Source organism: Mycobacterium sp. E796, from assembly GCF_001672815.1.
Lineage (GTDB): Bacteria > Actinomycetota > Actinomycetes > Mycobacteriales > Mycobacteriaceae > Mycobacterium.
In genome coordinates this window covers 24,489-42,573 of record NZ_LZKK01000032.1, presented here as the reverse complement: position 1 = coordinate 42,573, position 18,085 = coordinate 24,489, and the positions used below count along the sequence as shown (strand labels likewise).

The 18,085-nt window shown below is 68.8% G+C and carries 16 protein-coding genes and 1 pseudogene; 5 read left to right on the top strand and 12 right to left on the bottom strand.

Translation table 11 applies throughout. The features are described 5' to 3' along the window. Positions 1–358 precede the first annotated feature (358 nt). On the top strand, positions 359–1,234 hold the full coding sequence (locus tag A5706_RS02580) for a cyclopropane mycolic acid synthase family methyltransferase (protein ID WP_068126734.1): 876 nt from the start codon (positions 359–361) through the stop codon (positions 1,232–1,234). A gap of 51 nt (positions 1,235–1,285) precedes the next feature. Here the strand turns inward: A5706_RS02580 and A5706_RS31965 are convergent. Continuing rightward, positions 1,286–1,757, bottom strand: a pseudogene (locus A5706_RS31965) (3-ketosteroid-9-alpha-hydroxylase); the annotation flags it as partial. Between the two features lie 101 nt (positions 1,758–1,858). Between A5706_RS31965 and A5706_RS02575 the strand changes: the two are divergent. Further along, on the top strand, positions 1,859–3,562 hold the full coding sequence (locus A5706_RS02575) for a 3-ketosteroid-delta-1-dehydrogenase (RefSeq protein ID WP_197517726.1): 1,704 nt from the start codon (positions 1,859–1,861) through the stop codon (positions 3,560–3,562). Here the strand turns inward: A5706_RS02575 and A5706_RS02570 are convergent. The 6 genes from A5706_RS02570 to A5706_RS02545 form a co-directional block, all read right to left on the bottom strand. Continuing rightward, positions 3,559–4,233 (bottom strand): PadR family transcriptional regulator, encoded by a 675-nt coding sequence (locus tag A5706_RS02570; protein ID WP_068126731.1) that lies wholly within the window; start codon positions 4,231–4,233, stop codon positions 3,559–3,561. The genes A5706_RS02575 and A5706_RS02570 overlap by 4 nt on opposite strands. Positions 4,234–4,315: 82 nt before the next feature. Further along, the gene (locus tag A5706_RS31960) at positions 4,316–5,221 is read right to left on the bottom strand and encodes a DUF2510 domain-containing protein (protein WP_082964149.1); all 906 of its coding nucleotides are present in this window, start codon (positions 5,219–5,221) and stop codon (positions 4,316–4,318) included. 82 nt (positions 5,222–5,303) lie between these two features. After that, on the bottom strand, positions 5,304–5,684 hold the full coding sequence (locus A5706_RS02560; protein ID WP_068126726.1) for an NINE protein: 381 nt from the start codon (positions 5,682–5,684) through the stop codon (positions 5,304–5,306). A 113-nt stretch (positions 5,685–5,797) separates the two neighbouring features. After that, positions 5,798–6,688, bottom strand: a complete 891-nt coding sequence (locus tag A5706_RS02555; protein WP_068126723.1) for an alpha/beta hydrolase fold domain-containing protein — start codon at positions 6,686–6,688, stop codon at positions 5,798–5,800. Continuing rightward, positions 6,685–7,539: a hypothetical protein gene (locus A5706_RS02550; protein WP_068126721.1), complete on the bottom strand. Its 855-nt coding sequence runs from the start codon at positions 7,537–7,539 to the stop codon at positions 6,685–6,687. Before A5706_RS02550 ends, A5706_RS02555 begins: the two co-directional genes overlap by 4 nt. 78 nt (positions 7,540–7,617) lie before the next feature. After that, positions 7,618–8,064 carry a DUF1003 domain-containing protein gene (locus tag A5706_RS02545; protein ID WP_082964148.1) on the bottom strand — a complete coding sequence of 149 codons (447 nt, stop codon included), beginning with the start codon at positions 8,062–8,064 and terminating at the stop codon, positions 7,618–7,620. Positions 8,065–8,267: 203 nt separating this feature from the next. Here A5706_RS02545 and A5706_RS02540 point away from each other — a divergent pair, with 203 nt between their 5' ends. Next, a complete protein-coding gene (locus tag A5706_RS02540; protein ID WP_068126720.1) occupies positions 8,268–9,410 on the top strand; it encodes an FAD-dependent oxidoreductase in 1,143 nt (380 codons plus the stop codon). Here A5706_RS02540 and A5706_RS02535 read toward each other — a convergent pair. The 5 genes from A5706_RS02535 to A5706_RS02515 form a co-directional block, all read right to left on the bottom strand. After that, positions 9,400–10,149 carry a DUF4190 domain-containing protein gene (locus tag A5706_RS02535; protein WP_068126718.1) on the bottom strand — a complete coding sequence of 250 codons (750 nt, stop codon included), beginning with the start codon at positions 10,147–10,149 and terminating at the stop codon, positions 9,400–9,402. The two genes, A5706_RS02540 and A5706_RS02535, sit on opposite strands and share 11 nt — an antisense overlap. 75 nt (positions 10,150–10,224) lie before the next feature. Next, positions 10,225–12,120: a serine/threonine-protein kinase gene (locus A5706_RS34885; RefSeq protein ID WP_068126715.1), complete on the bottom strand. Its 1,896-nt coding sequence runs from the start codon at positions 12,118–12,120 to the stop codon at positions 10,225–10,227. A gap of 97 nt (positions 12,121–12,217) precedes the next feature. Then, complete coding sequence (locus A5706_RS34880) at positions 12,218–14,059, bottom strand: serine/threonine-protein kinase (protein ID WP_068126713.1); 1,842 nt, start codon at positions 14,057–14,059, stop codon at positions 12,218–12,220. Between the two features lie 29 nt (positions 14,060–14,088). Next, positions 14,089–15,564 carry a multicopper oxidase family protein gene (locus A5706_RS02520; protein WP_369831784.1) on the bottom strand — a complete coding sequence of 492 codons (1,476 nt, stop codon included), beginning with the start codon at positions 15,562–15,564 and terminating at the stop codon, positions 14,089–14,091. Continuing rightward, the gene (locus A5706_RS02515) at positions 15,564–16,301 is read right to left on the bottom strand and encodes a helix-turn-helix domain-containing protein (protein WP_231984966.1); all 738 of its coding nucleotides are present in this window, start codon (positions 16,299–16,301) and stop codon (positions 15,564–15,566) included. Before A5706_RS02515 ends, A5706_RS02520 begins: the two co-directional genes overlap by 1 nt. Positions 16,302–16,334: 33 nt before the next feature. Here A5706_RS02515 and A5706_RS02510 point away from each other — a divergent pair, with 33 nt between their 5' ends. Continuing rightward, complete coding sequence (locus A5706_RS02510) at positions 16,335–17,582, top strand: APC family permease (RefSeq protein WP_068126710.1); 1,248 nt, start codon at positions 16,335–16,337, stop codon at positions 17,580–17,582. A gap of 4 nt (positions 17,583–17,586) precedes the next feature. Continuing rightward, positions 17,587–18,084 carry a flavin reductase family protein gene (locus tag A5706_RS02505; RefSeq protein ID WP_068126708.1) on the top strand — a complete coding sequence of 166 codons (498 nt, stop codon included), beginning with the start codon at positions 17,587–17,589 and terminating at the stop codon, positions 18,082–18,084. The last annotated feature ends 1 nt before the right edge of the window (position 18,085 follow it).

Genomic DNA, 18,085 nt, shown 5'->3' with positions numbered 1-18,085 from the left:
CGTTCGCCGTCCGGTGGACTCGGAGCTGATCCGGCTGGGCTAATAGCACGCATCAACAACCGCGCAAACGACTGCGTGGAAATCGCCTGTGCATCAATCGTCGGGCCGTTAATGAGGTCATTGCGGCGGACCGAGTTCTCCAATCATCATGGCGGCCCGTTGCGATGAGGCAATGATCGTCGGCATTGAGAACCGTGTCGCCAGCGAAAAAAGATGCCGTAAATCCCGTGGTTTCGCTACCCCGTAGTGGGGCCGAATTCGTGTAGCGTCCCTTACCGAATGGTGCGGATTAGTCGCGGCGACCCACGCCGGCTTGAAGCGGCGGGGGCTACCCGCCCGAGCCGTTGCGAGAGGACGCATGCCAGAAAGTGCACAACGCCTGCGGCCCCACTTCGAGGACGTGCAGGCCCACTACGACCTGTCCGATGACTTCTTCGCGCTATTCCTAGACCCGACACGGACGTACACCTGCGCGTACTTCGAGCGTGACGACATGACGCTGGAAGAGGCGCAGATCGCCAAGATCGACCTGGCGCTGGGCAAACTTGGGCTGCGGCCGGGCATGAAGTTGCTCGACGTGGGATGCGGTTGGGGTTCGGCGATGCTTCGTGCTCTGGAGAAATACGACGTCGACGTCGTCGGCCTGACCCTCAGCAGGAACCAAGTCGCCTACGTCGAACAGCAGCTCGCGGCATCGAACAGCCCCCGGTCCAAGCGGGTGCTATTGCAGGGCTGGGAGCAGTTTCACGAGCCGGTGGACCGGATCGTGGCGATCGGCCCGCTCGAGCATTTCGGCTACGACCGTCACGCCCCTTTCTTCAAGTGGGCCTATAACCTCTTGCCGGCCGACGGCACGATGCTGCTCCACACGATCGTGGTGTTAAGCCGCGAGCAGATCCGGCAGCGCAACCTTCCGTTGACGATGTGGCATATCCGCTTCGTGAAATTCCTCCTGGAAGAGATCTTCCCCGGCGGGCGGCTGCCGACGGTGGAAATGGTCGAGGAGAATTCCACGGAGATCGGGTTCACGGTTAGCCGGATCCATCGGCTGCGGCCGCACTACAAGAGGACGCTCGACATGTGGGCGGCGGCCCTCGAAGCGCACAAGAGCGAAGCTATCGCGACCCAATCCGAAGAGGTTTATGACCGCTATATGCGGTATCTGACCGGCTGTTCCCAGTTGTTCCGCGACGGCTACACCGATTTGTGCCAGTTCACGCTTGAAAAAGGATAATTACCGAATTACGGTGTGGCGCCTACGGTTTCGTCGGCGATCCGCACCGCACCGCGTCGCCACGTGTCCTTCGAAGATGTTCTTGAAATGCGTGGGCAATGACCCGTGAACGTAGGAAAAGTGCGCCATATCCACGACGTTGTCGGTGATTTCGCGGCGGTTGGTGTTCACAACCGTGGTGTACCCGTGCCAGTCGGTCCATTCGTCGCTGGTCGCACCCTCGATGCGAGGGATACTGACCTCGGGTCGGGGCGGCGTGCGGGCTAGCCGCGGGGTGCGCCTGCTGTACGGAACTTGTTTGCACCGCCCGTCGCCCCCCAACGCCAGTCATGCAGAGGACGTTGACGTTGCCGTCCGCGCTGCGGAACACGACAAGCTTCTGTCCGAAGGCGTTGATCACGTGCGGCTTGCCGTCACCGAAGTCTCTGACCGGGCCGAGGCAGTGCCGGCCGCGGGCAAACCGCGTCGGCGTGGCCTGCGCTTCTATGAGCCGAACTTCTCCGGCGTCGGGCTGCGATGTCACATGCGCTAGTGATGCCCGCGGGCGGAGCCGCGGTGGCGGCGTGTTCCACTCAACAGGAGGGCTCTTCCACCACCGCGTCGGCGCGGCATACGGTTCTCGGCGTGACTGAGCACAGCACGACGATTCCCGCCGGACTAGCGGTGTCCGATACCTCGGTCGACCTGCTGGTGGTCGGCTCGGGCACCGGCATGGCCGCCGCGCTGGCCGCGCATGAGCTGGGGCTGTCGGTGCTTATCGTCGAGAAGTCGTCCTACGTGGGCGGCTCGACCGCCCGGTCCGGGGGCGCCCTGTGGCTGCCCGCGGGACCGGTGCTGGCCGATGCCGGCGCCAACGACACCGCCGAGCGGGCCGCGACCTATCTGGACGCCGTGGTGGCCGGCTCGGCGCCTGCGGAGCGTTCCGTCGGCTTTCTGACCCACCTGTCCGCGACGGTCGAAATGCTGCGCCGCACGACGCCGCTGCGGCTCTTCTGGGCCCGCGATTACTCCGACTACCACCCCGAGGAGCCCGGTGGCAGCGCGGCCGGGCGCACCTGCGAGTGCCTGCCGCTGGACACGGCGATCCTTGGCGACTATCGCACCCGGCTGAGACCGGGTGTGCTCGAGGCCGGCGTCTCGATCCCGACGACCGGTGCCGACTACCGATGGATGAACCTGGTGGTTCGGCTGCCCCGCAAGGGCATTCCGACGATCGCCAAGCGGGTGGCCCAGGGGTTCGGCGGCCGTCTGCTGGGCCGACGCTACGCGGCGGGCGGCCAGGGCCTGACTGCCGGGCTGTTCGCGGGCGTGCTGCGCGCCGGCATCCCGGTGTGGACCGACACCACGCTGCTGCGCCTCGACGGCGACGGTAGCCGGGTGAGCGGCGCGGTCGTGAACCACGACGGCCGTGAGGTGACAGTCACCGCCCGGCGCGGGGTTGTGTTGGCCACCGGCGGTTTCGACCACAGCATGGATATGCGGTGGAAGTTCCAGTCGGAGTCGCTGGGCCCCAACTTCAGTCTGGGCGCCGAATCCAACACGGGCGACGGCATCCGCGCGGCCCAAGAGCTCGGCGCGGGCATCGATTTGATGGATCAGGCGTGGTGGTTCCCGGCCGTCGCGCCGCTGCCCGGCAAGGCGCCCGTGGTGATGCTCGCCGAGCGGTCACTTCCGGGTTGCCTGATCGTGGACCAACACGGCCACCGGTTCTGCAACGAGTCGACCGACTACATGTCTTTCGGCCAGCAGTTGCTCGAACTGGAGCGGTCGGGCAGCCCGATCGAAGCGATGTGGATCGTCTTCGATCAGCAGTACCGCAACAGCTATGTGTTTGGCGCGGAACTGTTTCCGCGGATGCCGCTTCCGCAGGCGTGGTACGACGCGGGCATCGCCGCGCGGGCCGACAGCCTCGCCGGACTGGCCGGACACATGGGTGTTCCAGTGCAAGAGTTCGTCCAGACGATGACCCGCTTCAACGAAAGCGCCTGCGCCGGAGAGGATCCCGATTTCGGCCGGGGCCGCAGCGCTTATGACCGCTACTACGGAGACCCCACGATAACCCCGAACCCCAACCTGCGTCCGCTGGTCAAGGGCCCGTTCTACGCCGTGAAACTGGTACTCAGCGATCTGGGCACCTGCGGAGGCCTGAAAGCAGACGGACGGGCGCGGGTCCTACGCGAGGACGGGAGCGCGATCGCCGGGCTGTACGCGATCGGCAATACCGCCGCCAACGCGTTTGGCACGACGTACCCGGGGGCGGGCGCGACGATCGCGCAGGGACTGGTCTACGCCTACATCGCGGCGCTCGACGCAGCAAGCAAGCCCTAGTCAGCCGTGCGCCTGGCCTCGAACTGCTTCTCGATTTCACGCCAGTAGCCGGGCATGGGCCGTGGTTTGCCGAAACCGCTCTTGGCGGCCTTCTGGATGATGGCGTCGGCCTCGTCGATGTCCTTCATCAGTTCCAGCGCGAACTCGCGCTCCGCGGCGTAGTACTTAGCCGCCCAGCGCAGGGCGATCACCGAATACGCCCAGGCCGGTTCCGCCTCGGCCCCCTCGGCGTCCTCGACGGCTTTCTGGTGCCGGGCTTCCGCGTAAGCGACATGCTCCTGAAGCAGTTCCTTGAGGCGGGCCGGGTTGCTGAGGTGGCCGAACGTCACTCGCAGCAGCACGCTGTGCTTGAGCACCGGCGGATCCACGGGTGCATCATTAGTCCACTCCGTGACGGCGTCCATCCCCGCCGCGGTGATCTTGTACAGCCGGCGGCTGCGGGGCCCCTCATCGTGCTCAACGCGCGACGTGACGAGCCCGAGAGCCTCGAGTTTCTTCAGCTCCGTGTAGATCTGGCTGTACGACGGGCTCCAGTAGTACAGGTCGACGCTCCAGTCGATCCACTTTTTGAGGTCGTATCCCGAGACTTCCTCTTCGTAGGACATCATGCCCAGCAGCGCCCAACTGGTGGCGGCAAGAGTCGACTTCACCCGCTTCTCGCCGTCGTCCATTTCGCAAGGTTAACAACGCCGGTCGGGCGGACGCGCCCGAAGGACCGCTGGCCGGGACATCGAATCGCAGGGGCCTTGCCAACTAAACCTGTCTGGTCTTCGATCGATCCATCCACAGCAGCACGACGCCCACGGCGGTGACGATGACCGCCGCCGCGTAAACCATCAGCCCGAACGCCGGCGTGACGGTCACGAACCCTTCGCCTTCGTTGTTTTTCGTCGACACGGTGTGGAACCAGACGAACGTCAAGGCACCCAGCAGGCCGACCACCACGCTGAGTCCGATGAGCCGGCTGGCCGGCATTCGGGATCCCGACAGCGCCGGCAACGCCAACAACGCGGCCACGACGGCCAACAGGATGACAACGAACTTCGCGGTTCCGTCGGCGGCGGCCCCGTGCGAGCTCAGGGTCCTGCCGAACAGCTTGAGGCTGACCGTCGCGAACGGCAGGAAAATTGAGACGACGGTGACGAGCAGGCCCCCGAACACGATCCAGGCGGGCACCGACATCCTTGCCGCGACGGCCTTCACCGCAGCAAGGCTTTCAGGGACCTCGTGTGCGCCGGCGCCCGGATTCGGCGGACCGGGTGGCGCCCATCGTTGTGAGCCGGGCTGCGCAGGAGTATCGGGCCCCGGGCGCGCCCCAGGCGGTGAATAGCCGGGCGGCGCGGGTCGATTGGGCGGCTGGGGTGGGCGCGGCGGCCCGGTCGGCGCCGGCGGGCGCGGAGGCAGGGGTGGCAGGGGCGCCGCGCGGGTCTGCGCCGCCGAAGGCGGCAGGTTGGGCCGCGGCGGAGGGGGCTGCACTGGTGTGACCTGGGTCGGCGCGGCAGAGGGCGGGGGTTGCTGCGGCCGGTTGACCGGCGGTCGCGGGGCCCGCGCATCGGGTTTGCGCTGCCGCTGCGGGGTCCAGGTCCGACCGTCCCAGAAACGCTGGGCGTTGGGGTCTTGTGGATCGTCGTACCAACCGGGCTGGTTGGGCGTCGTCATGGGCGGTTCCTCCCCTGTTGACCGAACTGCACCCGCAAACGCGAGAATACGCGCGGCCATGTCTGAGGCCCGGCCATGCTCGTCAGTCGCGCAGCGTGCGCCCCTCCGCGTCGGGCACCTTGCCGACGAGGATCATGATCCCGTCGATCAATGGCCAGATGGCACCGATCCCGCAGGTCAGCCAGGACACCGCGATTTGGGCGATGCCGACGTTGGTGTAGCCGAGGTAGAAGCGGCCGACGCCGAAACTACCGACAAAGATCTGCAGCAGCCCGGCGAGGAGCTTGCTCTTGTCCGACAGCGGCCGGCCGTAGGGGTCGACGCCGTACGGCGCGCCACCGTAGGGAGCGACGCCCGCGCCCGCGGCAGGGGGGTTTGCGTGCCATTGCCGGCCGTCCCAATACATTTGGCCGGGCTGGCCACTCGGGTCCGGGTACCACCCGGGGGACGGCTGTTCGGTCATTGTGTTTCCCTCTCTGCCGAAGGCGATGAATGCGCGTGCGGCTCACCGGTTTAGCCGCGCTCAACGATGACGCCAATCATTGCACCGCCGGGCCGGATTTGTCCGGTGTGGGCTTAGTTCTCCCGCAACCGATCGACGATCAGCGCTCGCGCGGCGCGGCCTTCCCGCGTGGGAGTCAGGGGGTAGACGTGCAACAAGCCGGGCTGTTCGTGGTAATCGATCTTTACGCCGGCCGCCGCGGCCTTTTCGGCCAGCAGTCGCGCGTCGGGGTTGAGAATGTCGCGGGTGCCGCTGAACACGGTCAGCGGTCCCAGGCCGGACAGCTCGGCGTTCAGGGGGCTGACCATCGGGTCGGTCATCGGCAGGTCACCACACCAGCGCCTGGCGAACTCCAGCAGGCCCACCCGCGTCAGCCATGGGTCGTCGACCGCGTCGATCAACGGGTTGGTCAGCGACGCGTCCAGGACGGGCGAGATCAGCACGGTTTCCGACAGGACCAGGCGGCGCTCGTCGCGCAGCATCAACGCGACCGACAAGGCCATCTGTCCGCCGGCGGAATCCCCGGCCAGGCACACGGAGTGGTCTGCCGCCGCCTTCTCGGCCACCAGTTCGGCGATCGTAGGCACCACCCCGGCGGCGGTGGTGAACGGCACCAACGGATAGATCGGCACGATGACTTGCGCTCGCGCGTCGGCGGCGATTTGGGCCGCCAATTTCCAATGCTGCGAAGCGATTTCGTTCACCCAGGCCCCGCCGTGCAGGTAGAAGACCGTGCGCTGCGCGGTGCGCGAGGCGCCGGAGGTCAGGGTGTAGATCGGCCAGACCGAATGCCGATCCAGGTGCAGGTTGACGTCCTTGGGCAATCCCGGCGGGGGCCCGTAGAACTGCGGATGCGCGGCTCGCCGGTCGATGTGATCGCGGGCGGTTTGCGCGCTGCGGTAGGTGCGCGCCCGCGTCAGCTGAACAACGGCCGGGAGCGCCCGACTCCTCCAGCTGAGGCTCACCTGATCTCGACCCCCCGCTTGCGCACCCACACCAGGGCGCCGACGGTTCCCACCATCCACACCGTGATGGCGATCGCCAAATGCACGAAGCTCTTCGTGTCGCGCCCGAACACCGGCCAGATGAGGGCGGGGACTTTCGTCCACAGCAGGCGGTGCTCCACCCCGTTCATCGGGTCGGCGACGTAGTACAGCGCATACGGCAGGGTCAGCGCCAGCATCCAGGCGCCGGTGCGGCGACGATCGGCACGCTGCCGCCACCGCCGCAGCAGCGGCTCGACGCTCACCGGGTGCAGCACCGAGAAGAAATTACCGACGCCCAGCCAGGACACGATGGGCACCGCGACGGTGGGGATCGTCACCGCCAGGCTCGCGGGCGTTTGGAACCACAGGGTGAGGACCATCGCCGTCAGCAACGTCGGCAGCCCGACGATCGCCAGCAGCGCCAGGTTCTTGATCAAGAGCACCCGCCAGAACGGCACCCCGTCGGACAAAGCCTGTTGGACGCGGTAGTGGTCGGCGCCGAGCAGGTTGGTGGTGGTGACGTCCGCGAGCACCCAGGAGGAGAAGTACGTGCCGACCAGGACGGCCCAGTCGTGGTGGTGGCGCCCGGGCGTGAGTGGCTGCACCAGCAACCAGGCGGCGGCGAAGACGATGTTGGCCACCACCCCCATCAGCCAGTTGCGTGGCGGCGTGAACGCCCAGCGGATCTCGGCACCGACCGCCGGCCCGAGGTTTTGCTGCAGGTCCTTGGCGGCCCGCCTGGCCGCGGCGGGGCGCGGTGCCGTCGCACGCGCCGCGGCACGCAGCGCGGCGTCCACACGTGGTCGCATCGTCGCCTGTAGTTCCAACATCTGCTCCCCCACATTAGAGCGGTCGTTCGTGTCACCACGCGCTCTGGCAACGCTTTTGGTTGCGTGTCGCAGCCGTTGTCAACTCGGCGGTCCGATATAGCGCCGGTGCAGTTCCTGCGTGAGAAGGTGGATCTCGCGGGTGAGCTCGGTGTTGGTCTTCAGTTCCAAGTCCTCCATCTGGTAGTCATGATCGGCCCGGGCCTGCTGGAACGCCGCCTGACGGTTCTGGCCGATCATCACGAAGGTCGACAGGAAGATCGCTTCGAGCGACACGGCCAGGGTCAGGGTGGGCCATGGACTCGCTTCCAGGAACAGCATCCATACGCCGAACAGGGCCGCATGTAGCCAGACGAAGTTCATCGACCCGGCGAACGCGGTGATCCGGTCGGCCAGGCGCAGCTGGAGGTTTCCGCCTCGCCTCCGGGCCTCCTCCAGGACGGCCGGATGGTGCGCCTGGCCGCCCCGCAGCAGCCGGCGCGGAATCAGTTGTGGACCGTGGCGGTGGGCATCGGCCTGTGTCGTCATGGGACCCGTTCCTTTCGGTGCCGTGGCGGCGCACGCCGCTGGCTAATGCTACTGATGCGGCCGCCCGTGATCCGACGCCCGATGGCGCATACCTAGAACGTGTTACAGTTTGCCCACCACGCGCGTAAGGAGGCCCGCATGGACGCCGTCGGAGCGGCCCGGCCGACCGAAAGCCCCAGCGGCACAAGCGAATTGCGCCGCCCGTGACTGCGACACGCAAGCGCGTCGTCGTCGCCGGACTGGGAGACGTCGGTGTCCTGACCGCCATCCGCCTGGCCCGGCACGCCGACGTCGTCGGGATCTCCGCCAAACCCGCGCTGGTCAGCGGCCAGGAACTCGGCGTCCGGCTCTCCCGCCCCGAGGACTGGGCCCGCGACTACTGGATCCCGTTCGACAGGTTCCGCCGCCTGGACGGCGTGCGCACGGTGCAGGCCACGCTGACCGGCGTCGACCTTGCGGCCCGCACCGTGTTGGGCCGGAGCGAGGACGGCACGCCCGTTGCCGAGGAGTACGACGCGTTGGTCATCTCGACCGGCGTCAGCAACGGCTTCTGGCGCCGCCCGACCATGCAGTCGCCCAACGAGATCGGCGCCGAGCTGCGCGCCGCCCACGACCGCTTGGCCGCCGCCGAGTCGGTGATCGTCGTGGGGGGCGGGGCGGCCGCGGTGAGCAGCGCCGTCAACATCGCGACCACCTGGCCGGGCAAACGGGTGGATCTCTACTTCCCCGGCGAGCGGGCGTTGGGCGAGTACCACCCGGCGACGTGGCGGCGCATCCGCGACCGTCTGACCGAGCTCGGCGTGGGCCTGCACCCGGGCCACCGTGCCCAGATCGCCGACGGCTTCTCGGGTGAGGAGATCACCGGGAAACCGGTCGAATGGAGCACCGGCCAACCCCCGGCGTCCGCCGACGCCGTGCTCTGGGCGGTAGGCCGGGTGCGGCCCAATACCGACTGGCTGCCACCGGAACTGCTCGACGAACGCGGCTTCGTTCGGGTGATGCCCCAGCTGCGGGTGCCCGGTCATCGGGGCGTGTTCGCGGTCGGCGACGTCGCGGCCACCGACCCGCTGCGCAGCTCGGCCCGCAATCGGGGGGATTCGTTGGTAGCAAGCAACATTCGCGCCGAGTTCGCCGGGCGGGAGTTGCGCGCCTTCCGGACTCCGGGCCGGCGGTGGGGTTCGTTGGTGGGCATCCAGCCCAACGGGCTGGAAGTCTTCTTCCCCACGGGCCACTCGTTTCGGTTCCCGTCGTGGTCGGTCGAGCGGGTGGTGATGCCGTGGATCGTCCGATGGGGCATGTATCGCGGGATCCGCGAAAATCAGCCGCTTCGGGAGCTCAGCTCTTGATGGACCCGGTTCGCTTGGTGGTGAACGTCGCGACGCACACCATGGCGCGATCGCCGCGCTGCCACGACTCCCGCGTGGGCGGCATGATCGCCAAGTCGATGTCGGGATCCAGCAGCGCCGTCGGCGAGTACGACGCCAGGTCGTCCTTGCAGTCCTTCCCGTAGGCGCCGAAGCCGGACTCGCCGGGGAACGGCCCGTCGGGAATGGTGACGATCCCGGCCACCTCCGCCGCATGGGGCCGGTCGCAGCTGGTGGTGTCCACCGAGGAGATTCGGTTCCCCCGCGGCAGCTCGGCGAAGCAGTCCCCCACCTTGATGTCCCGCGCGCTGACCGTGTGCGTCGGCGACAGGGCGACCACCGCGATGAGGACGGCGATGCCGACCGCCCACGCGCCGGACAGCACGAGCCCGCCGATCGCCAATCCCCTGCCGCGCTGCCCACCGGGTTTCGTTTTTCCCAGCGCGATGATGCCGAATATGACGCCGAGCAGAATTCCCCCGAAAGCGCCGAAAACCAGTGCGGCGATGGCGAATCCGCTGGTCGTCTGGGCCTGTGGCGGATGCGCGTAGCCCGGCGGCGGGTACGGGCCCGGCGGGTATGGCGCGGGATACGGACTCGGCGGGTACGGCGGCGGATAAAGCCCCGGCGGGTACGGCCCCGGATAAGGCGGCGGGTATCCCCCCTGGGGCGGCGGTGGCTGGAATGGGGGCGGCGGACCCGGGTCCATCGGATGCGACATGCCTAACTGTACGACCGGAGGTGTCGTCGCGCCTCATCGAGGCGTTGGCGGGTGGCCCGTAGCGGGCAGAGGTTCCTAATCGCCTGTGCGCGTGAATGTTTCGTCGAAGTCCACGCTCCATTGGCAGTCGGCGCGGCCCGACGACTCGTCCAGATGGTCGTGGCCGATCAGCTGTGTGATCGGATCCTGTGGCGGTTGGGGCAGCGCGTATTGCCCGGTGGCTCGGGCGTACACGGCCCCGCCACAGCCCGGATCGTTGTCGTCATGCTCGACGTGCAGGGTCCAGGTCCCGCCCTCGAACACCAGCGGTGTGTCAATCGTTTTCGAGTGGAAATAGCTCATGCACCGCTCCCCGGTGCGCAGGCAGTCGGTGATGACGGCCTGGTCGCTCTGCTGTGGCGCGATCCTGGCCTTGAATTTTCGGACCAGGTGGTAGCGGCCGTGCAGCGCCGCGGCCGGCGAGCCGACCCGCGGCGGCAGGGTGCTCGGGTCCGGGAGCTTGTTGATGTCGGCGTCTTCCGAACGGGTGAAGGTCACCGTCCGCTTCTCGTTGCAGGCATTGGCGGAAGCCCCGCGGTACTCGCCGACGAAGGTGCCGTCCGGCCGTGGCTCCAGCGTCAACACCTGCCACACCTCGGCCGGGGCGCCTCGGCATTTGTCCGAGCCGATGGTCACGGCCACCCAGCGCCCGTCGACCTCGTCGAAGACCGCGCTCGGTGCGAGCCTCAGCTCGCCGCCGACGCGTTGCGCGGTCGCGCGGCAACCGCTCGACCCGCAGGCCGAGCGGACGGCGTACGTGTCCGTTTCCGGGGCCGCGCCCTGCCCCGGCACACCCTCGAGAGTGGTGCCCTGGCCGAAGCGCACCTGGTAGACACCGGTGAAGGGGCCGGTGTTCGGCGTCGCGGCGGCGGTATTTACCGGCGGGGCGGTGGGATTGGTCGGGGCGGCGTGGCCCGGGTCGTGGCGGAGAAGCTTCACGCCCGCGAAGACACCACCGGCTACGACAAGTGAGGCGATGCCCACCAGTGCGCCGATGAGCGCCCGGGGACGCCGGCGGGGTCGGAGGGCGGGGAGGGTCGCGTCGATCCGGGGTTGGGTGTCCGGGAATGGAATGTCGCCGGGCTGGGTGAAGCCCGGCCCGAGGTGGCGGGCCAGTTGGTCGGCGAATTCGCGGCAGCTGCCGAACCGTTCGGATGGCTCCTTGGCCATTGCGGTGGCGAACACGGGGTCCAGCGCCGCGAGTTCGGGGCGGCGGGCCGCGATCGAGGGCGGGGCGGCGTTGATGTGTTGGCTGATCACGATGGCGGGGTTGGAATCGGCGTACGGCGGCGAGCCGGTGAGCAGGTGAAAAGCGGTGCAGGCCAACGCATATTGATCCGCGCGCCCGTCGACCCGCTCCCCCTTCAGCTGCTCTGGCGACACGTAGGCCACGGTGCCGACCGTCATGTTGGTCGCGGTCAGTCCGGTCGCGTCATCGATGTGGCGCGCGAGCCCGAAATCGGCGAGATACACCCGCCGCGCCTGACCGTCGGGGTCGGTGAGCAAGATGTTGGCGGGCTTGACATCACGGTGCAGAAGCCCCTGGCCATGCGCGTAATCCAGCGCCGACCCGACCGCCGTGATGATCGCCACGACGTCTTCGAGCGGCATCCCGCCCGGGTTGTCGCGCAGCAGCCGGCCCGCATCGGTGCCGGCCACGTAATCCATCGAGATCCAGAACTGGCCGTCCGCTTCGCCGCGGTCGTGGATCGTCACGATGTGCGGATGGGACAACCCGGCCGCCAGCTCGGCCTCGCGCATGAAGCGGCCCCGAAACTCCGGGTCGCCCGTCAGATCCGCGGGCAGGACCTTCAACGCGTCCTCGCGCGGCAGTCGGGGATGCGCCGCCAGGTAGACCTGGCCCATCCCGCCCGCACCCAGCACCCGCACGATCGTGTACCCGGCAAACACCTGACCCGTCTCGAGCGACATGGGCAAATCGTAAATGCTCAAGCCGCAGCGGCACGTAAATTCGCGACGAATACGGAGCCGCGCCGTCCGGGCAAACGGTGGTGCGCCGCCCTTCCCCTTAATCGCCGGTGCGCGTGAAGGTTTCGTCGAAGTCCGTGTTGAGCTCGCACGGCGCGCTCTGTTCCTGGTGAGCGCGGCCGGTGAGCTTGGCGATGGGGTCCCCGGGGGGCTGAGGCAGCGGATACACCCCGGTGGATTTCATGCGCGCAGTGCCCCCGGAGTGCGGGCAGGTGACATCGGCATCGACGTTCCACGTCCAGCGTCCGTCTCCGAATACCAGTGGTTGGTCGGCCGATGCTTCGTGGAAGTAGCTCATGCACCGGTCGGCGGTGCGCAGGCAGTAGGTCGCGACCGCGGTGTTGAGCTGCTGTTGCGGCAGGCCGTTCGCGAAGATCCGGGTGAGGCGGTAACGGCCGCGCAGGCCCTGGGCCGGCGACGCCGCCCGCGGAGGCTGGGCGCCCGGATCGGGAAGGGATTTCACGTCGACGTCGCCGGTGCGGGTGAAGGACACGGTTCGCTTGTTGGCGCAGGCGTTGGCGGCCGTCGCCGTGTATTCGCCGTCGAGGCCGCCGTCGGGACGGGGCCGCAGCACGAAGACCTGCCAGAACTCCGCAGTTGCCTCGCGGCACGCGTCGGGCGCGACGGCGACCGCGACCCAGGCCGCGCCGATCTGATCGAACACCATCGTCGGTTGCGCCACGGTTTCCCCGCCGAGGCGGGACGCGGTCATCACGCAGCCGGCGGGGCGGCACACCGAGCGCAGGCCGTAGGTGCTCGTCAGCGCCGGTGGGGAACCGGGGTCGGGCACGTCATCCAGAGCCATGTTCAGCCCGAACTCGGCCCGATAGGTGCCCGTGAAGGGGCTGGCCGGCGGGGCCGGGCTGCGCGGCCCGGTGAACTTCAGCAGTGCGACGACCCCGGCGGCGACCAGCAGCACGATCCCGGCCAGGGCCGCGGCGAGGACCGCGGGGCGACGGCCCACCCGCCTCCAGACGGACGGTTTCACCCATTGCGGCGCAAGCACAGTCGGGCCCGACGCTTGTTGGGCATCCGCGTCGGCCAGCTCGAGGTGCCGGCCCAATTCCCGGGCGAACTCCCCGCAGCTGTTGAACCGGCCGGACGGGTCCTTGGCCAGCGCGGTGGCGAAGACGGGATCCGCGCCGCTCAACTCCGGGCGGTGGCCGCCGATCGACGGCGCCGCGGCGCTGACGTGTTGGCCGATGACCACCGCGAGGTTGGGGCCGCCGAACGGCGGCGCCCCGGCCAGCAGATGAAATGCGGTGCACGCCAAGGCGTATTGATCGGCGCGGCCGTCGACCGACCCGGCCATCAACTGCTCGGGCGCCGCGTAGGCCGCCGTGCCGACCGCCATCCTGGTGGTCGTAAGCCCCGCGGCGTCGTCGACGCGTCGCGCGATCCCGAAGTCGGCCAGGAAGATTCGCCGCGGCTGTCCGTCCGCGTCGGCCACCAGAATGTTGGCCGGCTTCACGTCGCGGTGCAGCAGGCCCCGGTGATGCGCGTAATCGAGCGCCGAGGCGACCGCGTTGACGATCGCCATCGCGTCGTCGACGGGCATCCCGCCCGGGAATTGCTCGCGCAACAGCCGGGCCACGTCGGTGCCGGGCACGTATTCCATCGAGATCCAGAACTGGCCCTCATATTCACCGCGGTCGTGGATCCCCACGATATGCGGGTGGGACAGCCCCGCGGCCAGCTCCGCCTCCCGCTCGAATCGCTCCCGGTACTGGGGATCGGCGGTGACCTCGGTCGGCAGCACCTTCAACGCGTCCTCGCGCGGCAACCGCGGGTGCGAAGCCAAATACACCTGCCCCATGCCACCCGAGCCCAGCGGGCGCAGGATCGTGTATCCGGCAAACACCTGACCCGTCTCGAGCGCCATGGCCGAATCGTAGATGCACGCCGCGCGGATCAGTGGCTGTTGAGCAGCAGCATGAGCCCGTAGTCCATGTGGATCTGCTGATGGCAGTGCAGCAGCGACAGCCCTGGCTGATCGGCGACGAAATCGATCTCCATGCTTTGGAACCCGCCCAGCATCGCGACATCCTTGCGCACCCCGGCGGTCGGTGCGCCGGCGATGCGGGTGATTTCGAAGGTGTGGCGGTGCAGGTGCATCGGGTGCAGGTCGTCGGTGGCGTTGCGGAATCGGAACCGATAGCGCTTGTCGCGCTGCAGATCCAGCACGGGCCGATTGGTCTCCATGGAAAACGCCGTGCCGTTGAACATCCAGACGTTGAAGCCGTTGTCGGCGGCGTTGCGCTTCTCGATCAGCATCTCCATGGTGCGTTCCGGCGACGGCGCCGGCGCGGGGTTGGGCGGCGCGAACAGCCGGTAATCCCACTTGAACGGCGCGGGCGCGGCCCATTGCGGGTCGCCGCCGCGTCCGGCGTATTCCACCACCACGCCCATGCCGTGGCCACGGTCGTCGTCGGACAAGTCGCCGAGCACCCACACGCCGGGGTTGGTCATGTTGACGACCGCCGAAATGCGTTCGGCCGCACCGAGCCACAGCACCGGCACCGGCGCCGGATTGGGCACCGGGTTGCCGTCCAGCGCGACCACGTTGAAGGTGTGCCCGGGCAGGGCCAGGCTGCGGGATTCGGTGGCGCTGCCGTTGAGGACATGCAACAGCACCCGCTGTCCGGGCCGGACGCGGATGGGGTCGCCGTGGCCGAGCATGCGCCCGTTGACGGCGAACGCCCCGTAGCTCACCTCGAAGCCCTTCGGCTCGCCGCGCGCCAGCGAGGCCGCCATCGCCGCCTCGCCCTTCTCCTTGAGGTCTGCGTCCGGTTCGCCGGCCAGGAAATCGCTGGCCATGTCGCCCCCGTGGCTGAAACTGGGCTCGAACTCCTTGAGCGTCAGGAAGATCTCTTGGTCGTAGGCGCCCGGGTTCTGTCTGGGTTCGATGTAGACCGGGCCGACGAGGCCGCTGTACTGGCCGCGGGACAGGTCGGCGCGCGGCACCACATGGGTGTGATAGAAGCGGAAGCCCGCCGGGCCCGGCACAAACGAAATGCGCCGCATGCCGTGTGCCGGGATGTCGGGGGTGCCCTCCTCGGCCGACCCGTCGACGTCGACGCCCACGTGCTGCCCGTGCCAGTGCAGCTGCTCGGGGGCATCGGTGTCGTTGAAGATGTCCACCCATGTCCGTTGCCCCTCCTTGAACCGCAGCAACGGACCCGGGAATTGGCCGTTGTACGTCAGGGTCGACGCGGTGTGGCCGGGCGCCAGCTCCACATTTCCGGCGCCGATCCGCAGCGTGTAATCGGGCTTGCCGGTGGGCGGTCCGGGCGGCGTCGTTCGCGAACAGGCCGCCGCGACGCCGGCGGCACCGCTCGCGGTGATCAGCGCCAGCCCGCCGAGGAAGCGGCGTCGGTCGAACGGCATCATCGTCGCTCCCGGGCAAGGGTGGGCAACAGGAATTCGATCCGGTCGTTCAGTTCGCTTGCCACGCGCCGGAATTCGGGATAACTCGCCTTGCCCGCGGCGGACGGGTCCGGCAGGCTCCAGTGCATCGTCGTGGCCACGCCGTGGTCGTCGGCGTATTCGCGGACCTTGTCGCACAGCGTGATCACGCAATCGAAGCGGCGACGGGCGACCGCGGCCAACGGCCGGGGCCGGGCGCCGCCGAGGTCGATGTCGTACAGGTCGCGCATGATCCGCACCGCGTTCGGATGAATCTGGGGTTTGGGATGGCTGCCCGCGCTCGCGGCCCGGATGTGGCCCGCGCCCTTCTTCCGCAGCAGCGCCTCCGCCATCGGCGAGCGCGCACTGTTGCCGGAACACAAGAACAGCACCGACCCGGCCGGCCGGATGGTGCCAGCGGGTGCGAGCGCCGGATGCAAAACGCTTGCCGCCCCGGCGAATTGCGCCGCACACCTGGCCAGGTTCAGGTGGTAGTAGGTATCGCGGGCATCGAAATTGCTGCGCCGCGCGTCGATCAGCCCCGCCGAGCGCAGCAGCCGCAGGTGATACGACACCAGGTTTTGCGGCTCGTCGACGGCGGCGGCCAATTCCCGTACCCGGTGGTCGCCGGCCGCGAGTTCGGCCAGCAACGCCCACCGCACCGGGTGAGACGCCATCTGCATCAACGGGGGCACGCCCGGCCGCTTGGTTACCGCCACCCCTCGGAGAATACATCAAATGGATTTGATAGGTTGGGCGCCGTGAACGAGCTGCGCCGGACCCTGGGCGTGTTCGACGCGGTGGTGATCGGGCTGGGCTCGATGATCGGCGCCGGCATCTTCGCGGCGCTCGGCCCCGCGGCGCGCGCCGCCGGCTCCGGGCTGCTGCTGGGCCTGGCGTTGGCGGCGGTCGTGGCCTACTGCAACGCCACCTCCTCCGCGCGGCTCGCCGCCCTCTACCCGGCCTCCGGCGGCACCTATCTGTACGGGCGCGAGCGCCTCGGCGACTTCTGGGGCTACCTGGCGGGTTGGGGCTTCGTCGTCGGCAAGACCGCCTCGTGCGCGGCCATGGCCCTGACCGTCGGCGCCTACGCGTGGCCGGCGCAGGCGCACGCAGTGGCCGTCGCCGCGGTGGTCGCGTTGACGGCGGTGAACTACATCGGGGTGCAGAAGTCGGCGTGGCTGACCCGGATCATCGTCGCGGTGGTCCTGGCGGTGCTGGCCGCGGTCGTCGTCGCCGTCTTCACCTCCCACAGCGTCGAGACCGAGCGCCTGCACCTGACGGGAGTCACCGTCGGCGGCGTGATCCAGGCGGCGGGACTGCTGTTTTTCGCCTTCGCCGGCTACGCGCGCATCGCCACGCTGGGCGAGGAGGTGCGCGACCCGGCGCGCACCATCCCCCGGGCCATCCCGCTGGCACTGACGATCGCGCTGGTCGTCTACGCGCTGGTGGCCGTCGCGGCGCTGGCCGCGTTGGGGCCGCGGCGCCTGGCCGACGCGGCCGCACCGTTGTCCGAGGCGGTGCGGGTGGCGGGGATGGTCTGGCTGGCGCCGGTCGTGCAGGTGGGCGCGGCGGTCGCGGCGCTGGGCTCGCTGCTGGCGCTGATCCTGGGGGTCTCGCGGACCACCCTGGCGATGGCGCGCGACCATCACCTCCCCCACGCACTCACCGCCGTGCACCCAAGGTTCGGCGTGCCCCACCGCGCCGAGCTGCTGATCGGCGTCGTGGTGGCGGTGTTGGCCGCGACCGCCGACCTGCGGGGGGCGATCGGTTTTTCCTCGTTCGCCGTGCTCATCTACTACGCGGTCGCCAACGCCTCGGCGTTCACGCTCCGGCCCGACGAGGGGCGCCCGCCCCGCGCGATCCCGGTGATCGGGCTGGTCGGGTGCGTGGTGCTGGCGTGCGCGCTGCCGCTGTCTTCGGTGCTGTCCGGGGTCGCGGTGCTGGGCATCGGCGCCGCGGCGTACGCGATTCCCAGGCGATCCGAACGGGAAGACTGAGCGGGTGACCGAGCCCGGAACAGACGCATTCGAAAAGCTGGTGGCGCTGCTGAACTATCCGATGTTCGTGGTAACCACCCACGCCGGCGGCGTCGACGCCGGCTGCCTGGTCGGTTTCGCCAGCCAAACCAGCATCCACCCGCCGCGGTTTTTGGTCGGCTTGTCCACGAAGAACCACACGTTCCGGGTGGCCGCCGGGGCCAGCCACCTCGCCGTGCACGTGTTCGACCACGAGCACCTCGGCGTCGCGGAGTTGTTCGGCAGCCAGACCGGCGACGAGATCAACAAGTTCGACCGCTGCTCGTGGCATCGCGGCCCGGCGCAGCTGCCCATTCTCGACGACGCGGCCGCCTGGTTCGCCAGCAAGATCCTCGACCGTTTCCGCCTCGGTGACCACGTCGGGCACCTGCTCGAACCGGTGGACGGCCAACCGCCGCGAGAACTCGAGCAGTGGGTGTCCTTCGGCGACGTCCGCCATCTGGAACCGGGCCATGAGGCCTGAG